Annotated in this window: 11 protein-coding genes; 1 reads left to right on the plus strand and 10 read right to left on the minus strand. The window is 44.9% G+C overall.

The window, feature by feature from the left end:
* Nucleotides 1-513: 513 nt before the first annotated feature.
* The 5 genes from SAGCYANO_RS30595 to SAGCYANO_RS30620 all read right to left on the minus strand — a co-directional run bounded on the left by SAGCYANO_RS30595 (nucleotide 514) and on the right by SAGCYANO_RS30620 (nucleotide 10,746).
* Nucleotides 514-945, minus strand: coding sequence for a DUF1842 domain-containing protein (locus SAGCYANO_RS30595; protein WP_202223510.1), 432 nt, complete (start codon nucleotides 943-945; stop codon nucleotides 514-516).
* Nucleotides 946-2,332: 1,387 nt separating this feature from the next.
* Nucleotides 2,333-3,877 carry a hypothetical protein gene (locus SAGCYANO_RS30605; protein WP_202223512.1) on the minus strand — a complete coding sequence of 515 codons (1,545 nt, stop codon included), beginning with the start codon at nucleotides 3,875-3,877 and terminating at the stop codon, nucleotides 2,333-2,335.
* 986 nt (nucleotides 3,878-4,863) lie between these two features.
* Complete coding sequence (locus SAGCYANO_RS30610) at nucleotides 4,864-5,004, minus strand: hypothetical protein (protein WP_202223513.1); 141 nt, start codon at nucleotides 5,002-5,004, stop codon at nucleotides 4,864-4,866.
* Between the two features lie 172 nt (nucleotides 5,005-5,176).
* Entirely contained in the window at nucleotides 5,177-7,357 is a 2,181-nt protein-coding gene (locus tag SAGCYANO_RS30615) for a hypothetical protein (protein WP_202223514.1), read from the minus strand.
* Nucleotides 7,358-9,135: 1,778 nt separating this feature from the next.
* The gene (locus SAGCYANO_RS30620; protein WP_202223515.1) at nucleotides 9,136-10,746 is read right to left on the minus strand and encodes an FAD-dependent oxidoreductase; all 1,611 of its coding nucleotides are present in this window, start codon (nucleotides 10,744-10,746) and stop codon (nucleotides 9,136-9,138) included.
* Between the two features lie 297 nt (nucleotides 10,747-11,043).
* Between SAGCYANO_RS30620 and SAGCYANO_RS48230 the strand changes: the two genes are divergently transcribed.
* Nucleotides 11,044-11,172, plus strand: a complete 129-nt coding sequence (locus SAGCYANO_RS48230; protein WP_255502761.1) for a hypothetical protein — start codon at nucleotides 11,044-11,046, stop codon at nucleotides 11,170-11,172.
* A 1,995-nt stretch (nucleotides 11,173-13,167) separates the two neighbouring features.
* Here SAGCYANO_RS48230 and SAGCYANO_RS30625 read toward each other — a convergent pair.
* From SAGCYANO_RS30625 to SAGCYANO_RS30645, 5 genes are all read right to left on the minus strand, one after another.
* On the minus strand, nucleotides 13,168-14,355 hold the full coding sequence (locus SAGCYANO_RS30625) for a tryptophan 7-halogenase (protein WP_202223516.1): 1,188 nt from the start codon (nucleotides 14,353-14,355) through the stop codon (nucleotides 13,168-13,170).
* A 494-nt stretch (nucleotides 14,356-14,849) separates the two neighbouring features.
* A complete protein-coding gene (locus SAGCYANO_RS30630) occupies nucleotides 14,850-16,748 on the minus strand; it encodes a LodA/GoxA family CTQ-dependent oxidase (RefSeq protein WP_202223517.1) in 1,899 nt (632 codons plus the stop codon).
* A gap of 207 nt (nucleotides 16,749-16,955) precedes the next feature.
* A complete protein-coding gene (locus tag SAGCYANO_RS30635) occupies nucleotides 16,956-18,050 on the minus strand; it encodes an alpha/beta hydrolase (RefSeq protein WP_202223518.1) in 1,095 nt (364 codons plus the stop codon).
* 237 nt (nucleotides 18,051-18,287) lie between these two features.
* Entirely contained in the window at nucleotides 18,288-19,835 is a 1,548-nt protein-coding gene (locus tag SAGCYANO_RS30640; RefSeq protein WP_202223519.1) for a LodA/GoxA family CTQ-dependent oxidase, read from the minus strand.
* A gap of 492 nt (nucleotides 19,836-20,327) precedes the next feature.
* Nucleotides 20,328-21,941: FAD-dependent oxidoreductase (locus SAGCYANO_RS30645; RefSeq protein ID WP_202223520.1), on the minus strand; the 1,614-nt coding region annotated here is incomplete at its 5' end.

Below are 21,941 nucleotides of genomic sequence, written 5' to 3' on the forward strand. Positions count from 1 at the left end.
CGCTTTTTTTTCGAGTCAAACCAAGTTTTTTTAAACTTCTACTAATAGTAAAACGACTACAATTTCCCCAGTTGGCAGCCATTTGACCCATGAGTTTGATCATAATTAGTATCCACAAATTTCTCAAATTATTCCCAGTCTTTAATTTTAGATACTTGAGGAGGAGGTACACTGGTTAATGGGACTGTTGAACCTGTTAGTAAATATTGGTCTCGCCATTTATGAAGAGTAGGGGACTTATATTTAACAGACGACTCACATGATTGATAGACATACCATTATCACCATATATTGGAATGAAGTGATCGCTCGTCGTATTGTATTGCTAGCTGCTGTTGATACTTCACCCCCTGAGAAATAATCGTTTTTGTTAGAGGAAGGAAGCGATCGCTTTTGAGAAAAAGGGCGATCGCTCCTCGACCTAACCTACAAGTTCTGCTATCGTACTCGACTTAAGTTTCCTCCCTTGTTCTTTGAATAATATAGCTGGTTGAGGTCGAGCGTCTTCTTGTCTTATTCAAAGCAAGGAATCGATGTTGCTGGAACTGGTCCAACAAATTTAAAGTCGTCAAATCCCTCGCGATACCCGTAGATAGCTGCACCAGACTGATTGTCTTTGGAGAGCAACATCCGCAGTTCCACATTGGACGGAATAACAGGACCAATTCCTGCCTGAGGCGGCCAGTCAATATCTGGATAACCAGTAGCCTTAATTTCATTAGCAATCTTTCCGCTCTTGTAAGCACCCAATAATTCTGTTTGAATGTCTAGGGGTGGACTGACGGCTTGAAAGATTTCACCCTCACCCGTTACCTTACCCCTGACGGGGTCAACTAACAGTCGAACGTCAAAGTGTGGAGCCCCTAAAAGGTTGGAGCCAATGCTATAACAAGCGGGAAATAAGCCGACAGCTTTTTCTGCTGCCATAGCAGGAGAGACAGCCATAACAAACACGGCCAATATAGCCGCTACTGTTGCCAATATCTTTTTCATCTTTTTTTCCGTTAAGAATAGAACAATGTGTAGGTTAAAGGCATTTTCAGTCTTCTGTTTTATGAGAACGCCCTTTTTGCCTACATCTTACAGACGATGCTAGCGAGGATTTTCTGAATTTTTTTTTTTGCAGAACGGCTTTTTCTTAATATGCTATGATTATTGAATAATGGGAAAGGTGTGCGCCTATAGACCCTCTGTGAACTCTGTGCCTAGTGTGGTTCCATTTCAGATATTTCACAGTAACTCTCCCTATGCCAGTTCCACCTACATTTTGTAAAGAAATACAAAAATTTGCCCACGCACTCAGCAGTTTACATTCCTCTCAACTAGCATCGGTGTAATTAGATGGGGAGATGGGGAGATGGGGAGATGGGGAGATGGGGGGATGGGGGGATGGGGGGATGGAGAAATATTTGGTAATCGTTGAAGATGAAACATTTTTTATACCGAATTAAACGGATTTGATATGAAAAGCGCTGTAGGAAAATTGCTATTTTTCGCCCAATCCCGAAACAAATAGCAGGCAGCGAAAACGGCCCATACAAATAAAGCCCTCCTAATAACTCATATCATGTCCGGTAGCACCGTTTGTGTATAGAATTAAGTTTCAATTGACACAAACCCTTCTGCCTTCTGCCTTCTGCCCTCTGCCTTCCTTCCTCCAAAGTATAAGTATTCAAGCGGACATGATATCATATCATGTCCGGTAGCATCGATATTGTATAGAGAAGGTAAGGAAGAAGGAAGAAGTAGGGGCGATTCGCGAATCGCCCCTACAAGAGAAGGAAAAACCTTATATGGCGCTAGATATTTCCCCAACTTTATACACAAACGATACCAACGGACATGATATCAGAAGGCTCAAAAAAAGGCGAGATTGCTCCAAGGCGCGCAGGAGAATCGCTCCCATAAAAAAAGCGATCGCGCTTCCATAAAAGAAGCGAGACGCTTTTTCAAAAGCCCAAAAGGCCGAATGCTAAAATTAGTTATTGGCGATTGCTCAAAGGAACAAGACCATGCTATTGGAGCTGAAGCGATCGCTCTGTCCCCAAAACATCAGACACAATGATCTCAACTTGCGCTCTATAGCGGGCAGATATCAAACTTCTCCAGCACCAAATCAGCAGTTTCTAACGCGCCTTCTACCCAACTCTGGGAAAACGCCGATAGATATAGCGTTTCTCAAATAAGCGTAATCAAGGAAACGTAGGGGTGACAGCAACAAGAGCGACTATCTCTTAGCCCCTACCAGAACCCCGCACTCTCGTTGCTTCGCCCCAGATGTCACATCAATTTGAGAACCGCTATAAAAACTGCTTTTTAGCGCTTTTTACAACTATCGGTAAGTAAATCCGAAGACGTCTGGAACTACTGTCGCCGGCCCTACAGGAACATTTTTCGGGTCTGCTATATCCAGTTTCTCAAACTGGATGCCATCGTTCCATACTTTGCGGAGGAAATCCTTGATGACATCAATGGTGAAAAGTTCGCCAGGGCAGCGACGGTATCCGAAACCGAAGGGCGCGTAGCCGGCATAGTCAGCCACAGGAAATGTTTGGTCGTCGGTAACGTTGTAAACAGTACCAAATGTGCTATTGGTGATGTTAGTATCTCGACCATCCTTAGCCAGGAATCCCGTCTTGTGGAAGGGGCATTGGGCAAATCCGATTTCCTCGCATTTCTCGGCGTTAACTTCGTTGCTGGTCGGTACTTCTATGTAGCGATCGGGGTTAAAAATCGTCGGTTTTTTCCAATTTACATAATATTCGCTGGTTTCCTTGTGCGGAGTAACATAGTAGTTGTACCTATCGTAAATAGGCTCTCGCACTTCCTCCACCTTGGATATGCTACCACTGTTGGGCGAAATTGTGCGGAATAACTCCATCACGAAGCGATCAAGGGGGGTAAACGGCTCGCCATTCGCTTCGTCATAGTCGCCGCTCATTGTTTTTTCAAACCAGGATTTGACAACAGGATTGCCCGCGTTTGTACTGAGCAAAGACATGATGTTGTAAATAGTATTGCCCCACTGACTAAAGGCAACAAAGTTGTGGAAGCACTCGAAGATAATATCGTCGCGTTTAAAATATGGAGATTTGCCACCATTACTATTTTCAAGCCAGTAATATACAAAAGTCTTGTCGGAATCGCTTATATTATCCTCGGCGATATCGTTGACCTTTTGAGCGATCCATTTCTCTAATTCAGGGCGTATTTGGCGCACGTTCATGTAGTTTTCATACGTGATTTCTTGGAGCGGATCTACATAGGCAAGGACTGTATTAAAACTCGTCCCTATCTTCGTGACATAATCCGGAATATCATCGCCCGTAACACCAAGATGTAAGTCCCAATAGAGGTTGAAATAGCTATCTAGGTACTTGCTCATCAGTGGTTGGCCGACGTTGGTCTCGCTCAATAGATTGTCGAAATAGCCAACCACCTTCTTCTGATAGTTGAAGGGATAGAGATCAGGGGTAAGAGCTGAATAGTAAATCCTTTTTTTACGATTATCTGGGCCCCGGTTTTGATAACCAGTGAGAAATACCGTGGTTCCTTCCTCCGGTTCAGGTTGCCAATTCTCGTATAACAAACCCCAAAACTGATAGGGTAGGGCATTCTGCTTGCTGAGTTTTTCGTCGTCGAGTAGCGGCAGAGTCAGGCGCGCTCCTTGATTGAGCCTTACTAAAAATAAGGATGTCAATATCACATGACGAATGTATTCTAGGTCGGTAATGTGAGAGGGTAAGTCACGAAACAAGTCTGGGGATATCTTCTCTCGCTTATCGATCTTTTCCTTTAGATCCTTGAGGCGCGATTGGGCATCATTGTTTTCAAGCAAAGACTTGATTGATTTTGGAATAGCAAAGATATTGTACATATCAGTGAATACTTGATTAGGTGGATAGTTCGGGAGCAATTTGCTCCCTTGAAGTCAGGAACCCGGAGTGGGAAATAGGGCAACGGGCAAGGGACGGGGAATCTTCAAATCTTTGAGATTCCTTTTTCCAGAATGGGATGTCCCCTAGGTTAAATAGGTAGGCATAAATATTGGACTTTATACTTCCACTATTTTTTTGCTTTCCAAATACTAGACGTTACTCACCATGATTTTCTGACTCTTTTTTCCAAAAAAAATAAATTGCCCGACTTCTTACTTCTGTTAGGGGGACAATAGCTTCTCCTGCTGTCCCTCCCACTATCAAACTTGACTAGAAAACAAGCTGTCTCGAACAAGGGCGCAATTCGGAGCAAGTGCGGCAGCTATATCGCTGCCCTATCCATATTAGTCACAGCACCTTTAGGAGCTTGGGCCTACAATCAAACCTAAAAAGCGTCGGGAGGAAGTACGCAGCGCCCGTTTTAACGGCTGTTTGAATAACGACACGCGGGTAATAAAGCGGAGTAAAAGTCTGGTATAATAGAGGAATAAGGAACAAGGTTTGTCGCCATGACATGACCGTGCTTTGCGGTGAAATTCCGGTGGACAGGAGACGGGGAATTAACTTCCTACGACGGCTGTTAGCTCCGCATTCGGCACCGAAAAGCAAGTAGGCAGCTAGAGCAGCGAGAAGATTGCTCCAACCAGTGCGAGTAAAACCACTCGTGAAAGCTAATAAAAAAAAAGTAAACTCACAGCTAGATTTCTGTCTATGCCGAGGAGTTTAGGAGTCTGCCCTTCAGGCTTTAAGCAAATGTGGATTTATGAGGGGCTGCGTGCGGAAATAAATTCCGCACATTTATTCGCCCCGTCCCAAATGGGGGTGGACTAACCACAGAATCCAGGGTGTTTCAACCCCTGGAGATGTCAATTGACCATAAAATGGACTGTCTCAATTGAGGGCCTTGGGGGACTAAGTGTGGCAGCTATATCGCTGCTCTATCCATATTAGTCACAGCACCCTTGGGAGTTTGGGCAATACCTACTTTTGCACCCAAACTATTACGCAAGGGAAAAGTCGATCCCACCAAAGTAGTGATCGCTCCTTCTCGTCCTTTCCATCCCACAATCAAACTTGGCCAGAAAACACCACCTTAAAAAGCGATCGCTCTGCCTGCTATTGTAGAAAGTGACAGAGCAATCGTTTTTCTTGAGATATAGGAAACCAAGATTTCGGCTGATCTCATCGGGTTACTAAGCCGCAAGAGCGCGATCGCTCTTAGACAATATGCTTGGTGTTTATTTCATATTCCATTTATCTAGCCAAAGATTCTTAAGTTTTTCAATTGTGCCTTCCTTGTCTCCCACTATCTCTTCCCAGCCTTTTCGGATCGCGTCCTTTTCCTTCTTTGTTAGTTTCCATGAGAGTGGTGGTTCGTATTCACCTTCTTCGCTATAAAATGAGAAGAAGATGGGGTAATATTTAATTTCTACCTTTTTATGGACTTCCCTTGCGTTCTGCCATTCCTGCAACAATTCTACCTCAGTTAAATTGCGGGAAGTAAGAATTGGCTTGCGAACCTTGAATAAGCCTAGCAACGGACCAATAGTTGCCATAAACAAACCTCGCTTCTTTTCCTTTTTAGGTTGCTCTTTAAGTTTGCTTTCAGGAAAAGAATTGATTTGTAAGATCAGAATTCTTTTGATTTCTGGGGTAGTTTCTTCACCTTTTTGGGTAGGTTTTTCACGAAGAAGGTCCTCAAGCCATTCTAATGCTGTCACAAAACCAGAATTGTCGAAATAGCCACCATCAGCGACGTGATAATTTTCTATCTTGGGATCTTGACCATCAGCGACGCGATCGTCGGCTCGACAAATGGGAGATATGTAAGGGAACGTGGCAGAAAGTCTTGCACCTGTGACAACATCAATATCTTTTCCTGGATAAAGACGATTAAAGTCGAAGAATTTTTTCTGATCGGGATTAGGAAATTTCGCTGGTGTAATTAGCAACCGCAAGCCATTTTCAACCAAAGTAGCATTCAATACAGGGAGCGGAATATTACCTTCTTCAACTTCCGCTCGCCAGTCGGCTAAGGTTTTTGGAGACTCTGGGGTTTTCATACGTCCTTGCCAGTCCTTCTCTATTGCAATACCTCGATCTCTGATTTTGGGAGTGAGAATGTCTGGTAGGAACGGGAGGAAAATCATGCGCCACAAGTCAGGATAGGCTAATCCCCAACCTACTGCATCTAAACTGTTGGCGGTAGCGCCCTCAAATATTTCTTTTGATTCTGAAGCCGGTGGAAAACCTTTATCTGTAAAGCGATCCAGATAATACATTGCACCTACTGAGCCACCAGAAACGGAACTAATTAATCCAATTGCTTTAGTAAATGATTCTCCTAACTCTTCTTGCAGGCCAATCAATACTTGAGCCGTCCATCCAGCGGCTTGAATTCCACCTCCACTAGCACAGACAACAACTACAGTCTGTTTTGCAAGAGGCTCTTCCAGATCTTGTTTGTCCAGACGCTTTTGTAATAAGGCCGTCAAATTTTTTTGCTCTTCTGGCTGTTCTGGAGCGTCCTTTAATGTAAAATAGTGATCGACATTCAAAAGCCTATAGAGCGCTACAGCAATCAGCACCCAGAAGAACAAGACAGAAATACGCGAGTAATCGAAGAAGAAGGTAAGACAGCCCAACAAAAGCACCGATACGGAAATTAACAACATTACATATAAAAGTGCTGGCGGTTCTTCTCTCTTCTGATCGGGGGGCAACGAACTTGGCATAAAAAGCTTAAATGCGATCATATAGATAGCAAAAAGAACGATGAAAAAAACAAGAGCGTCAAAATGATTGTCGTTTAAAATACCATTATCGATATAGCCTGCTGCTTTGGAAGAGTGTTTGGTCAAAAAGGAAACTGCTTTCACCAACCCCTCATTAAGACCGGGAACTTTATCGACCGAGAGAAAGTTTCGAGTCAGTTTGAAAAGAAACAAAAAGATCAGGCCACATGACACCCCAAAAAACAATCCAGACCTTCTTTTGTTATTATCCATTTCTTCCTTGGATAATTTAAATACTGTCCGGGTGGTCGGTAATGCTAGGGCGATCACTAACACATATTTATACCAAACTTTAGAATAAAAAACTCCTGGCAGTTCCGGAACCCCAAAACGAGCTGGCGCACCACCAAGGATTATTGCAACGACAAAGGTTACGGCCATTCCCGCCACAGTTGCACCCAAAATTGTCAACGCAATTTGAACAGCGTTACGCAGGACAAAAAGATTCTTGAGTATAGATTTCAGGGCACCTGTTGCGAGGAAAGGGAGCGCAATCAGCAATACGCCCATGAGCAGAGGTATGCGTAGAAAAAAGACATACTGCCAAAAGGCGCTAGGCAGTAGGAGCCATCCCGTAACTACTACCGCTACAAGCCCCAGCCACCTAATAATTTTTTGAACCACGATATTGCTTTCCTCCTAGAACGTTTAACTCAGCAAGACTTTACATTCACTGGACTTACGCTTTCAAGTCGGTTCTTAAGCTACATGTAGTTTCCGGTGCGCGGTGCGGCACTATACAAGTAGCGTCTTTGCGTAAGTCCCGATTCATCAAAAACATGAGGGGCTTACAGACTAAATATCTTCCCTCAAATCAGACAAATAGCGATCGGTGCTACTCGGTCAGGAATCAGCTATAAGCGGTCGAGGTTCAGCTATAAGCCGTTAGAGCGGGTCTCGACCTTCTTCCCATTGCCGCCAAAATTGCGCTATTAGATAGCCCGAGGCGGTTCCCGTAGCAGCTCCGTCCCTATATTGTCCCGTTTTGCACGGGGAGACATCATAATTTTTGACCAAAAAATCAGGTCTCAAGCCTCCCCTTAGCTGCGCCGCGAGCTACCGCTCTACAAGGGGATGAAAAAGCGGTCGTTTGCGGAGCATGACCTAGGATGGGATGGCGAGGTCCCCTCGCCATATCCAATCGACCAAGACAGCGGTCGTAGCGGAGCTTCCCGTAGGGTGGGATGGCGCAATTCGGAGCGGCTCTGATAAGAGCGGGTTTCCTCGCCATATCCAATCGACCAAGAAAAAAATCAACTTCAATATTTCAAGCCTCTGACTTTAGGCAGAAGTACTGATAACTGATAACTGATAACTGATATGACCCAGCAGCTAGGGCTGGTTTTCGTTATCCTTGCCATCCACTATAGCATATAGTACGCCAAATCCCTAGGGTCAACTCCCAACACCTTTTTTGGCTTCAAAACACCACCTTTTTTTGGTTTACCTGCATAATATCATGTCCGTTTGAATACTTATAATTAAGATAGTAGGGAATAGGGAGTGGGGGAGTAAGGGAGTAGGGGAGTGGGGGAGTAGGGAAAATAGAAAGATTTACTGTTGAAGCACTTATGATAAGTTTTTTCCAGATCGCTCTTATCCGGACATCATATAAGTCGTACAATTTGTCAATCAACCCAATTCCACCTTTTTTGCTCGAATTTTCCTCGAATGCATAAATCAAAGGATTTATCAATCCACCTTTTTGCCATTTTTTTTGCCTGAAAACACCACCTTTTTTGCCCAGGCCCGCTATTTAGGGTCTGCTGAAAAAATTGGTTGGTGGGGTAGGACACGGGGACGCGGGGACGCGGGGACGGGTCGATTTGTGGGTAACAGGCAATGGTTTCGGCTATTTTATGTGAATAAATTTTCTTGAATTTCAGCAGACAATTTCAGTAAATTGATGCAAATAAGAGCCAATAATATCATGTCCGGTTGAATACTGATAAATAACGATGGAGGAGTCAGGAGTCAGGATTCAGGAGGAAAGAAAGAAGAAGGAAGAGGAAGAACAGGAGAAGAGGAAGAAAGTTTTTTTATAACTGATTATCCAGACATGATATAACTAGGAGATAAACTGAATATAAAAAGTTCCATACTTCTAGTAATTATAGAATTATCAACATATACTATATAACCGGATTCTATATAAAGCCCTCCTAATAACTCAGAAGGCTCAAAAAAAGGCGAGATTGCTCCAAGGCGCGCAGGAGAATCGCTCCCATAAAAAAAAGCGACCGCGCTTCCATAAAAGAAGCGAGACGCTTTTTCAAAATCCCAAAAGGCCGAATGCTAAAATTAGTTATTGGCGATCGCTCAAAGGAACAAGACCATGCTATTGAAGTTGAAGCGGTCGCCCTGTCCCCAAGACATCAGACAAAATGATCTCAACTTGCGCTCTATAGCGGGCAGATATCAAACTTCTCCAGCACCAAGTCAGCAGTTTCTAACGCGCCTTCTACCCAACCCTGGGAATTTGAATAGGCTTCGCCGCAGATGTAGAGAGGGCAATCCTCCAAAGGTTTGACGATCTTAGGAATAACTTCCGAACTTTGGACGCCAATGTTCCAACTATTCCAACCGCCGCCAAACGGGTCGTCGCCCCAGTCGCGAAATGCGGCATTCTGAACTTCTGGCGTGTAGCTGAGATCGTGGATTTTCGCGAGTTGGCGTGCAACTTCTGCAACCATCGGTTTCGGCGCTTGGTATTGAAACCAAGGATTACATTTCCGTTCTTCCTCGCTGCATTCTCCCTGAAATGGATTGATAATTTCTGCGATTTCCAAACCCTTTTTCCATGCCTGACGTCGCTGCGGGCGCAGACCATCCCAAAAACCCACATTTGTGCCATCATCGTAGCTAGCCATCAGCATAGATGGACCTTCTGTTGCGGGAGTGCCGTCATCTTTCGGCCAGTAGTATGTCTGTCGCACTGGCAGATCGGTCACGGTTCGTCCGGACTCAACGGGTACGAAATTCCCTTCAGCATCTGTATAGCCAGCAGCACGCCACCAAGGGGAAGTATAGGTTGTGAATAACTTGAAAAGAGGACGTGGCGTAACGCTGGAGATAAGGGACTGAATTTTGTCTCCCCGAAGCATTGGGCTGTTGGGGGCTAAAAGATCTAGGGAGCGACGAGGCATGGCGAGAATCAATGACTCGGCAGCGATCGTTTCCCCCTTAACTGACAACAGGAACTGGTCGCCAATCCGTTCAAAACCATCCACCTTGCTCCAGAGGCGAATTTCACCTCCAATATCCTTAAAAAGCATCGCTACAGACTCCGGCACCTGCTGAAATCCCTTTTTAAAGCCCTTGTATTCTGGGTCAATACCAAAATCGGAGAGATACCAAGGAATTGCATCTGCTGCGTTCCAGTTCGTCAGAGTAGAATTGTAGCCACCGGCATCGACACTGAGTTCGTAAGCCTCCCCAGTGATGATGCGCGCCAGCACGTTCCAGAAACCCTGCTCGTAAAGTTGCCTTCCAGCAAATTTCGCCTCCCGTGCCATGTCTCGGCGCTGTTCTTCACTGAGATCGGGGCTTGTAATACCGGGAACAATTTGCTCGATCGCATTGACGATAATACCGCCAAGTTTTATGCCCCGTTCCAGAAAGGAAAGGTTATAGGGCACCTTATCGGGTTGGTCGGTAAAATAGGAAAGCCGCAGGTAGAAGCCCCGCAAATAGGCAATATTTTGTGGCTCGTCAACTGGAAAGTCGTAGAGTTCTATCTTATCGTTGGGAGCTAGTTGCCTGTTTAGTTTCTTAATGAGAGCCACAATCCGGTATTGCGTATTTTCGAGAATGCGCATTCCACCCAGCTCTGCAACCATATTATTAATACCGGGCGGCTTGACTGAAAGCAGTCGCCCGCCAATATGGTTGCTACCCTCGAAGAGAACGATCTTTTTCTGGGGGAACTTTTGCTTGAGCCGCCAAGCACAATATACTCCCGATACTCCGCCACCTACGATAGCAATATCAATGTTTTCGTTTCCATTAGTCATGTTGTTCGATCCTCCTTGGAGCGGCCATCGTCGCATTTACATTGGTTTACAAATTGTTTAACTTTCCTGGCGGGAAGTCCCGCGCTCTCTTGAAAAGGAGCGTCCTATGGGAAAGCCAGGGTCAATAGTCGGATACCTCCACAAATAAAACGTTCCGCTCCCTTTGACAAGTAGGAGATATTTTGTTGTAATCAAGGTCAACAAAACACAGGGGGAAGACATCACCTCACACGAAACAGCGGTCAGGGTTTCTCTGGCTGAAGAATCCTGCGTTCGTCATGTCGCGCAAGCGCAACGTTGGGAGTATGTCATTTTATATCATGTCCGGTAGCATCGGTCTTGTATAGCAAAGGTAAGGAAGAAGGAAGAAGGAAGAGGGAAGAAGGAAGAGGTGCGATTCGTTTGGCTAAACAAGCTTCTATGTAAGTTAGCCAGTCTCAAAAAAGGGATAACTCTAGTAGTCATGCAGGTTGAATTCCTGCCCTCTGGGATGTAGAGTGACTCTGAAGTTCAGGATTCCAAGGTAACAACTTGGTCTCTCAGTGCATGGACTTAAAGCCTTAAAACTAGAAGGTTTTTTCTGGTTATCGTGGCCAAGGGAGTTACATAAGGTTAACGCACAGTCAATCTAGTATAACCGCTCGTCATCTTCGATTGGTGAAATTAAGCCTGATACACCAAACCCAAAACGGGAAACCTCACATAACTGGTAACGTAGTTCTTCGGCGTTATCACATCTAGTTGGAGGTCGGACGACACTAGGAGCCTAAATGTAACGAGAAATGATACTAGGGAACGAAGTAACCCCCTTAAGACTCTCAGACCTTAACCTCTGAGTAGGAAAAGTTTAACCAATGTCTTTTAGGGATAAGGAAACTCCTGCGAAGCAAGCCTGGAGTAATGTTCAGGATATGCAGACGTGGGGAGGCACTGCAGGTAGCCGTGAAACCGAAATTGTATTAAGCCAAAACGCATTCGCCGGGGTAAGTAGGCTCAAGTCGAGAGTAGGAGACTCATGCCCGTGAAAAATCTCCAGGTATCCAAGCCAAAGAGTAGTGAAAACCGAGGCCAACAAGCGTTGACAAACCTTGAAATATTAGGTGCGAGAATAGGTGTAACCAACCTTGAAGAATCCTGCAATGTTAGGAGCCGTATGAGATGGAAACTCTCATGTACGGTTTTGGAGTAGAGGTGAGGGATAGCGATATCCTCATCGACTACATCGGAAGAAGGAAGAGGGAAGAGGTCCGAAGGCTACCCTCGCAAGAAAAAAACCATTATTTCCTGTAGATATTCACCCTTGGGTTTACACAAACGATATAAACGGACATGATATCAGTTATCAGTTATCAGTTATCAGTACCTCTGACTTTAGGCAGAGGCTTGAAATATTGAAGTTGATTTTCTCTTGGTCGATTGGATATGGCGCAGGTTTCGGAGCCATCCCACCCTACGGGAAGCTACGCTACGACCGCTGTCTTGGTCCATTGGATATGGGGAGGGGACCCGCTCTTATCAGAGCCGCTCCGAATTGCGCCATCCCACCCTACGGGAAGCTCCGCTACGACCGCTGTCTTGGTCCATTGGATATGGCGCAGGTTTCGGAGCCATCCCATCCTAGGTCATGCTCCGCAAACGACCGCTTTTTCATCCCCTTGTAGAGCGGTTGCTCCCGGCGCAGCCAAGGGGAGGCTTTATATCATGTCCGAACGCAATCGTTTGTGTAAAAGTTAGCGTAAATATCTACAGGGAATTTAAGTTTTTTTCTTGCTTTTTCTTAAGTTTTTCTGTCTATTCCCTATTCCCTATTCCCTACCTTTGCTATACAATACCGATGCTACCGGACATGATATGAGACCTGATTTTTTGGTCAAGAAAGATAGGGCAGATTTGCAGTTCTGCTAAACTTACCCAAAATGATATTAGCAGCTCTGGCAGCTTAGTTCCTGCTTTGGTGATGCAACGCTGCGCGAACGCTGAGAATCACGCTCCCACAGTCTGTAACTCATTCTCAACAGCAGCCTTGAAATCGCTTGAATTTAAAGCTACTTTTGGTGAACTTTAGGTTTCCACTGTTTTTTTGCTTTCTAAATAGGGTTTGCGCTCATAAAGTCTTTTAGTAGAGGTAGGAGACAATCCACCCCTCGCCCCTCCCCTCCCAACCCACCCCTAACCCCTCCCAGGAGGAGGGAAGACAGGAGAAATCGGAATTTACAGGAGGTAGGAGCTAAGTTTTGTCCCTTAATTTTTCTACCCAAATCTTGACCAAAATCCGCTCCTAATTGAACAATTACCACTTAAAACCTCGAACTTTTTGATACTTAAAAAGGCAATTACCTTTATCTATAAAGACTTGGATATTTAATCAGCAAGCCCTAAATACTAGACGTGACTCACCATAATTTTCTGACTCCCTCTTTTTTAGATTGACGCATAAGCAAGAAGATTGGCCTTTTCCAAGCCAGTTCTTTCCTGACGTCGCTGCCAAAAAGGAGAAGCAGGCCATCGTTGTTCCATTTGGTAGAAGTAATTGCGCTGAGTCAAATAATTATCAAATCGAGAGGCAATCAGAGATTCGTACTCCTCCAGACCCCCACTATCTCCATGCAAATAGGAAGCAATAGCCTTCCCTGCCTTCAGACTGTCCCAGAGCGCCTTATAAATACCCTGGGAGGAAATCGGATCGAAAGCCGAAGCCGCATCTCCTACAGCCAGCCAGCCATTTCCTGTAGACTGGTCTAACCGGAATGAAGGCGCAGTGCAAACCATTATCTTCGGTACTTTGGCCTGCGGTGTCGAAGAGACTGAAAGGCTGTCGATCGCAGAACAATCGGCCAATTCTTTTGAGATGTGCTTGGTTTCTTTCAGGTAGGCCAGCCAGTTTTCCATCCGGTGCAGTCCAGTATCTTTGATAATTGATGGTTCGCTAGCTACTACCGTTGCTAACCTATTGTTAGGAAGCTTGGCTACATACCACCAGCCATATTCTACCGCCTCTAACAGAGTTAGTTTGGAAAAATGGGAGTCAGGAGGAAGGTCGAAAAAAGCGATCGCGCAAATCAGTCGGTCGAGAAAAAGTTTTCTCGCTCCCAAACTTCTGGCAAAACTGCCTCGCGTTCCGGTTGCATCTACTAAAAAACTTGCTGTTACCGCTCGTGTTTGCTTGTCTTCTCCCATAAGCTGTAACTGGAAGCTTTCAGGATGGGTGCGATCGCAATTCCGAACTTTCGTCCCACAAAGCAGCTCTACCCCCCTTTCCATTGCTTTCTGGGCTAGAAAAGCATTGAAACGCCTCCGGTCTAAATGCCAGCCGTTACCATAGGGATTACACAAAAAGTCATTGTATCCCAGGGTGTCACTTCCCCAGGAAGAGCAACTACCAAAACAGGTCTCGTGGTTTTCCTGAAGAAAATCCTCCAATATTCCCAGTTCGTCCAGAAGAAGACGGGTATCTGGTGGAATGCTCTCGCCGATGCGAACAGTTTCATAACGACCAGACTCTACAACCAAAATTTTGGAAATTCCTTGTTGTTTGAGAGCGAGAGCAGTGGCGCAACCCGCAGGTCCTCCACCGATAATGGCTACATCATATTCACTAGAAAGTTTCATTTTTAATCAGATTAATTGTTGTAAAAAAACACCCTGAGACCATACCTGAATAAGCCAATATTGATATCCCTCTCAGGGCAGATTATTGTGAGGCTGGAAATTTCTCATACACTTAATTACAGTTTTTTGACATAGCGATCGCACCTATGTAGAATTGCCTCTATTTATAACTCGATCGGGGCTTACGCAGAACCACTATATCTGGTAGGAGCGTTACGAAGTATGCGAAGCAAACGGCCGTTTGCTGGCGCAAAGCTGCGCTAACGCCCCTACAAATGGTGTATAATTTCATGTTTTGCGTAATATCATGTCCGTTGGTATCGTTTGTGTATAAAGTTGGGGAAATATCTAGCGCCATATAAGGTTTTTCCTTCTCTTGTAGGGGCGATTCGCGAATCGCCCCTACTTCTTCCTTCTTCCTTACCTTCTCTATACAATATCGATGCTACCGGACATGATATAAGTCCTGTTGATATAACTATCTTTAGTTTTAATCACAACCCCTGAGGAAAACGATTTATTTTTTCGATGTATTCGTCGAACTCATTGACGGTAGCAAGAGGGTCTGCACCAGCCAAATCAATTGTTTCATCTGCTTCAGGTGCATCTAAATCTCGTACTTCAACTTGTATTTTTGCTGGGAAATCTGAAACATCTGTGGGACCGTCAAAAACCTCAACAATACCCATGCGATCAAAATAAGCAATCATATTATTGAGCTTTGATTCATTGTTCCCGTTACCTAAAGTCCGAAACCAGTTAGAGCGCTTGTAAAATGCCTGACGCCGTACCTCTAGGGATCGAGATTGATCCATAACAATATCGTAATCAGGTCGAGATAGCACTTGATTGGGAACTCGTGCCGGCCAAAATGTAGGCAGATAAGGATCGTATTTTTTCCCGTAACCCGCATAGTATGCAAATTTGCAACTAGCAGTATCGGTTTGCCAAGGAACCGCCATCCAGCGCGTGATGTCCCCAGGACTTTGTGCGTATAGAGGTCCGACTTCCGACAGACAAACTACTGGAGTCAATTGCGAGCCATAATCTATCGGTTTTTCGCTCTCTGGACGATGCCGAATCCGGTACGGAGACATATACATAGTTGCATGACGCATCGGCCAAGTCATTTCACAACCGGGGTGGAAAGCATCCGCCAGACAAAAATCCAAAGCAGCGCGATCGAGCATTGCTGGCTGCTCATTTAGAGGTACTTCTTGGATGAAAGCGGGAGGAGTGGCAGTGGGATTGTAATCGTTAATAAAATTACCATCTGCCCAACATTGTAGCATATTTAATTGCGTATCCGTCAACTTGGCGTTTTGACGTGGTGTATTCGCTGGAGGTACGTTCATCGCATCCCCATACAGCCAAGGCCAGGGTTGGGGGGCTTTGCCGTCCCGATGATATTCGCGAAACATATTAGCGAGTTGCTGGCGTAGCTCTTTTTGCAAGTCGGATGTACTTGCTAGAGTTTCGATCCATTTTGAGTCTTGAAAATAATAGGGACTCTCCCAACCAAATTGAGCTGCAAAGCCTTTATTCACCCACTCCAGATTGCTCATGCGCAGGAAAATGGGGAGGATATCTTGAGTGAAAGAAATAGTTTCTGGTAATGGCATTCTGCCTGCCTGAATATAGACATCTGTCATCAAATCGTACATCGTTCGCACTGATTTTTGCATCGGTCCATAGTTAGGCGGAGCCACAACAACCCAGGCAGGATCGACAGGAATCGACTGACCGTCTATTGTAACTGTTGCAGTTATCGGTCCATCACTGGTATCGTCGTACCAACCCTCGTTATTCGCGTAGGTTGTAGCTGGGGTACCATCCTTTGATTCCGACTTGCCACGTCCTCCTAATACTACTAATCGACCGCATTCATCAGTTCTGAGCTCGCCGAGGTAAACTTGCTTATTGAAGAATTTTCCTTTATCAAAGAAATAATTGCAGCCTTGTGTATTTGCTCCAGAAATAGAGATGCTACCTGGGTCAATAACTAGCAGCTGTCGAGCTGGCCCTTTAACCTCAGCATTTCGCCGCTTACTTGGGAGTGCTTTTATAGCTTCAGGGATGTCTAGAGCTAGTTGAAACTCATACCAAGCTGCTTTTTGGTTGACAAGATGAGCAGACCAGGTTATTTCTGCATTTTCTGTTGTCAGCTCCCGAACTACTTCTCCGGTAGCATTGTAACCATAGATGCGAAAACGAGCTGCTTCACGCTTCAAAGCTCCGGTGCTGTCGCGGTAAAAGCCTGGTTTTTGAGCTGGTGGATCGGTAACTTCTGGGGCAAAATAATATTCGTTTTCGCTGTTACCAACGCGGGCGATGCCAATACCGGGGTGGATAGCTGCCCGGACAATGGTGTTGTCATTACTGTTTTCTGTCATATAAACTATCTGTTGGTATTTACTAATTGATTTTTTACTGTAGTCTGTTCTACTAAGCTTAAGTTAGCCGTTCCCAGAAATCTACAAAAATCTAAAAACATTAAAAATCGCCCCGTGACTCGAAAAATACATTCTCGCGATCGCCTTTAAGCTGAGTTAGGAGGCGATCGCTCAAAAGTCGAGTTGGGAAAGCGATCGCTTTTTCCCTTAAGGATTACTTGAATCCAGAAAAACCTCAATCCCATGCACGGGTTGACCATTAGACCAATTACCCATATCGAAGTTGAGCAAGTCGGCTCGCTCCCCATAGCGAATGACACGATCGAGGCCATACCAGATGTAACGCCAATTCAAATCATTTTCCACTCCTACGCCGTCGAGAACTGTTAGAGCCAAAAACGTATCAAAAAAGCTAGTATTCACCGTCGCTTGTTCGTGGTTCGCATACATACCCGGACAGCCACGATCGTCGGTGAAAGACAAGAACATTTTCTTTTGTTCTGTTTTAATATAAGTAAATGGTTGCTTCCATTCATCTTTAGGTACAACCCAGTCATCATCGCCATGCAAAATAGCCACAGGCATCGTTAAGGCAGCCCCAGTTACTTGAACATCCACATCATCGGTAATTTTCTTAATCAAATCCCCCAATGGCCCCGGTATATTAGCGACATTGGTATTGGGAAGCGGATCAGCCACAAGTACCTGCTGGGGTAACAGGTTCTCAGGAAGATGTTCTTGTTCAATATAATAAGCCCAACTCAGGGCAAACAACCCACCTAAAGAATGCCCAAAGAGATAAGTATCCACCGGAACGTTCGCTAAATTAGCTGCTTGGTAGGCGGTGCTAACGCTTTTTAGTGCATTTTTCAGCCATTTCTCTTGGGAATCAATCAAACCATCGCCAACCAATTCCTCTGCCAGTTCGAGGGCGGTTTTCCAGGCCGAATTTGGGAAAGAACAAAACCCCGTTTGAAAGTTGGGATAAAAGACGTAGTAGCCTTGTTTAACTAAATGTTCCAGGTGAGAGCGATAAATTTCCGAGGCTCCTAAGTCAAAACCATGTAAATATATTACTGCTTTTGGTTGGCTATTTTCTCCTAAAAACGGCGTTTCTGGCACATAAGTTTCAATGTAAGATCCCTGCTTGCATTCTCCTGCTTTTTTGACCTGGTACTTGGGGGAGGTATAAATATCGCTATAGTCTGGTTTGGTTGGGGCTTTGGGACGGAAGCTATGGGTCAGGCGACACCAAAAGTTTGTTAAATAATACTGAATGGTAGAGGTAATAATGTTTGACATGAGTAGCAATAGAAGCAAGTCTGGCGGAGAAATTTGCTTGGCAAGGGGAAAGGGGAGTATTTGACCAAAAAATAAGGTCTCAAGCCTCCCCTTTCAAGGGGATTAAAAAAAACGATTCAGTATTTCAAGCCTCCCTATTCCATTGAGGTAGTGATAACTGATAACTGAAATGACGTATCCATGGAAAAAGTTTCCCCTTGCCAACCCTATGAGATTAGGACTTGGGTTATTTCTGAGTTAGGATTCTCCATTGATAGGTCGGCGTTCTGTTTCAACGTATTCGTTACCCTGTTCAACAATGAAACCTAGATCGGACCAGTGCTTCACCATCCCGGAATAACCAATAATTCCCCTGGAATAGTCCTTGAAACTGTCACCCACCTTGACGGAAACGGGTCGCTGGGCAGGCCACCAAAAGTTACCGCAATCGTTAAAATCAGCTTGCCAGGGCAAAGCCATATTTTCTGTCAAATAGCCCGGTTTGTGGCTGGGATCGATCCGAAAGGGAGCGCTGTAGGTTTCAGGCAAGGTCATCAGGTAGGTGGTCTCAATACCAGGGAAAAATGGCCCGCCAATGCAGGCTTCCAAGGCGGCTTGGGTGAGAGCATGGGGTTGCTGCTCTCGTGGAAGCTTGTCGAAGGGTATTGGGTCAGGCTCTGAGCCTGGCCAATCCGCATCAAAATCTCCATCTTTCCATTTTTCCATTTGCAGATATTGGTGTTGGGTCAAAGATGGGAAAATATACGCGCTTAAGGGATTACTAGGCTCGACTCCTGAAAACAACTTTGGCATATTTGTAGGATAGGATGCCAGTTGTTGCGGTTCCGGGGCAGAGCTATTTGGCTTAATTAGACGGTCAAAAACTCTTTCGCGCTGTGGTTTGTTTTCGTCAGAATTATCGTTGAGCTGACTTACTTTAGCTATAAAGTCTCCCCCAGTACCGGTACCATGTCCGCCCCGAGCAGATGGACTCACCCATTGAAGAAACACAGTTCGCTTCAGGATGGGATAGATGTCTTTCGTAAAGGAGGGACGAGCCAACTTCTGATGCGGATGAAAATAACTAGCGTCAACGTTGACAGCTTGATCGTACCAGGTCATCATATTATCTATCCCTGGGGCATAGGCTGGTGCCGCCACAACCACCCAAGCTGGGGTTGCATCGAACGTTTCGTTGCCAATCTTAATAGTGGCAGTCACAGGACCGTCAGATACGTCATCGTACCAACCATCATTGTTGGCAAAGCTGACCATTTCAGAGCCCAAGGGAGAGGCGGACTTTCCATGACCTCCTAATACAATAAGACGCCCTACATCATCTGTTTTAAGATCGCCGAGTTTCACATTCGCACTCGCCTTTATCTTAGCTTCTTCGATAAAAGTAATATCACCTTCTAAAGGACCAACAGCTTGATGTTTTCCACTAATCGTATACTTGCCCCCATCAATAGTTAGATCGTCGCGATCGTATCCAGAATTACGATCTTGGTTTAAGCGCGAGGGAAATCTTTTACCTGCTGCTTTGCTGTTAACTAGATGCACAGACCAATTAATTGTCGCATCATTAGCTGTAACTTCACGTTGGATAGTTGCCTCGCCATATTGATCTACCTCATACTCATAGATTCGGAAACGGGCACCCTGACGCTTAATTTGGCCTTCATTATCCCGATATTTTCCTGGGGGAACAATGCCAGGAGCCTCTGGACCGATGAAATATTCATCGGGGCTATTGCCCAAGCGAGCAATACCAATACTAGGGAAAATTTTGTAAATTTTTGTCATGTTTTTCCTACTTCACTGAAATTGAACAACGATCGCTTCCCTACGGGGTAGTTATCCCGCAAGTGCGAAACGACTCCAGATAACGAAGTTCTTCTTTTATTTGATTTCCTCAAACTTCTGTTGTCTGTTGGTCATAAAAATAAGACGTTTCCAAAGCAAAATTCAGAATTTTTCAACTGGATAACTTTTTCAGGACTTACGCAGTAACGCTATATATAGCTCTCAAAACTATTGGACAATAGTTATTGAACTCTATAAATAGTGTCTTTGCGTAAGTCCTGTGGATAACTTTTTCAGGACTTACGCAGTAACGCTATATGTCGTTGAGCGTCATCTGATCAAATCCAGCAATAAATACTGGAAATAAATAGACGAGTTAGCATTCAAGTCAAAGAACTTATATAACTTGTCCAATTATTACTGTCACCAACGATTCTTTGAGATAGGTAGGTCATTATCACTTACCGACCTTTATTAGCTCTTAGGCTAAAGTTATCGGACATAAGCAGGCAGAGTTGCCCAAAATGCACCTTCCACAGTCAAGCGCGTATCTGGAAGGAGGTCAATATCAGGAACGCTATACATTGGATCGCAGAGCTGACAGACTGCATTTAGAGCCGAAGCAACTGCACCCTCTTGCCAACCCGTTAGGTGAGAAAGCTGGTCGCCAACAATATAAAAATTTTGGTCGCCCTTAACCAAGGTGTTAAAGTGAGTTTCTTTATTCTCAACGGTACTCCATTGTGCCCATCCACCTTTTTGGTGAGGTATATTTTGCCAGGCAATAGCCAGACCATGCTTCAACCCATCAGCGAAGTCATCACCTCCAAGGTTTCGCCCTCCCTCCCTAGCTAATTCAAGGCGCTTCTCAGGTTCCAGATCGCCCCATTTTTGGGCAACAGCACTAAAATTGTAAGCTCCAGTAAGCACGCCTAACTCTGCGTGGTATTCCTCGGAAGGATACCAGATTTGAGCTATTTCGTCGCTGCTCCAGGAGATACCCCCATAAATAGGAACATCACCAGCACCTTCTGCTTCTTGCCATAGACGACGTTCTGCCTGCCAACCAACTTTCGTTGTGTCTGCTAGAAACTTGCGACGGTATCCATCCTGCTCTTCTACTCCTACATTTTGGGCTTTGTACACTGCATCTAACGCGGCTTGAAAGCTCGGCGAAAAATGATTTGGCTGCAATACCCCTTGAAGTAGAGGCATGGGGACATTGCTCAAGCAGTAATCCGCTTCTATTGTGTAGGTTCTTTCCTCTTGTTTATAAGAGATGGAATACTTTCCATTGATGTACTCAATATTTTCAACTACAGCATTCAGTTGTATTTCACTCCTTGCGTCAGGTTCTAATTGTTCCTTGAATGCATAGACAATTTTATCCATTCCTCCCACAGGTTGAAACAATGTAGGTTGCCACAGAAAGTCTATGGGTTGATAGAAACGTGTTTTGCTCCAAAACTCCGATCGCAACAGTTCTTGGAGAGATTGAGGCTCTGTAATCTCCCCTGGTCCAACTCCTGGTAAAACATTGTAACCTGCGCGATCGCTACCCTCATACATACCCTCTTCGTTTAGATTTCCAAACACCTGTAGAAACTGCTTGAATTTTTCGATATCTCCAGCAGACATATCGGGAAAATTATCAGGGTTTAAAAGTTGTTGGTAAAGTTCTTGAGCAACCCACCCTTGCATATTATAAGCTGGCTGACGGTAGGGCACTGATTGGTTTCCAAAATGGTTTTGTACGTATGTCAGGTTGGAATCGCTCGCCATCACATAGACTTCCATTGGCACCGCGAACTTTTTCATATAGCTCAAAAGCAGCTTATGGGAGGAGGGAATTCGCCCAGGCCCTGCATTGAGGTAGGGAGGATAGGGTTCTCCAGCTTCACTCTCAAATTTGCACTTCTGAAAGCCATACTTATCCTCTTTAATAACATTTCCGGGACGAACGGTGTAAGAACGGCCACCAATACGATCATTAGCTTCCAGAATGACACAACGACTTAAATTAATATCTTCATTATTTAGCAGTTCGTAAGCAGAAGTGAGACCCGCAACTCCAGCTCCAATAATGACTGCCGTTTTTCCCTGACC

This window comes from Okeania sp. KiyG1 (assembly GCF_014132355.1).
In the GTDB taxonomy this organism is placed as follows: domain Bacteria; phylum Cyanobacteriota; class Cyanobacteriia; order Cyanobacteriales; family Microcoleaceae; genus Okeania.

Coding starts and splice junctions, on each gene's coding strand:
- SAGCYANO_RS30595 (WP_202223510.1), bottom strand. CDS start 945: ATGGCTGTCTCTCCTGCTATGGCAGCAGAAAAAGCTGTCGGCTTATTT.
- SAGCYANO_RS30605 (WP_202223512.1), bottom strand. CDS start 3,877: ATGTACAATATCTTTGCTATTCCAAAATCAATCAAGTCTTTGCTTGAA.
- SAGCYANO_RS30620 (WP_202223515.1), bottom strand. CDS start 10,746: ATGACTAATGGAAACGAAAACATTGATATTGCTATCGTAGGTGGCGGA.
- SAGCYANO_RS30625 (WP_202223516.1), bottom strand. CDS start 14,355: ATGAAACTTTCTAGTGAATATGATGTAGCCATTATCGGTGGAGGACCT.
- SAGCYANO_RS30630 (WP_202223517.1), bottom strand. CDS start 16,748: ATGACAGAAAACAGTAATGACAACACCATTGTCCGGGCAGCTATCCAC.
- SAGCYANO_RS30635 (WP_202223518.1), bottom strand. CDS start 18,050: ATGTCAAACATTATTACCTCTACCATTCAGTATTATTTAACAAACTTT.
- SAGCYANO_RS30640 (WP_202223519.1), bottom strand. CDS start 19,835: ATGACAAAAATTTACAAAATTTTCCCTAGTATTGGTATTGCTCGCTTG.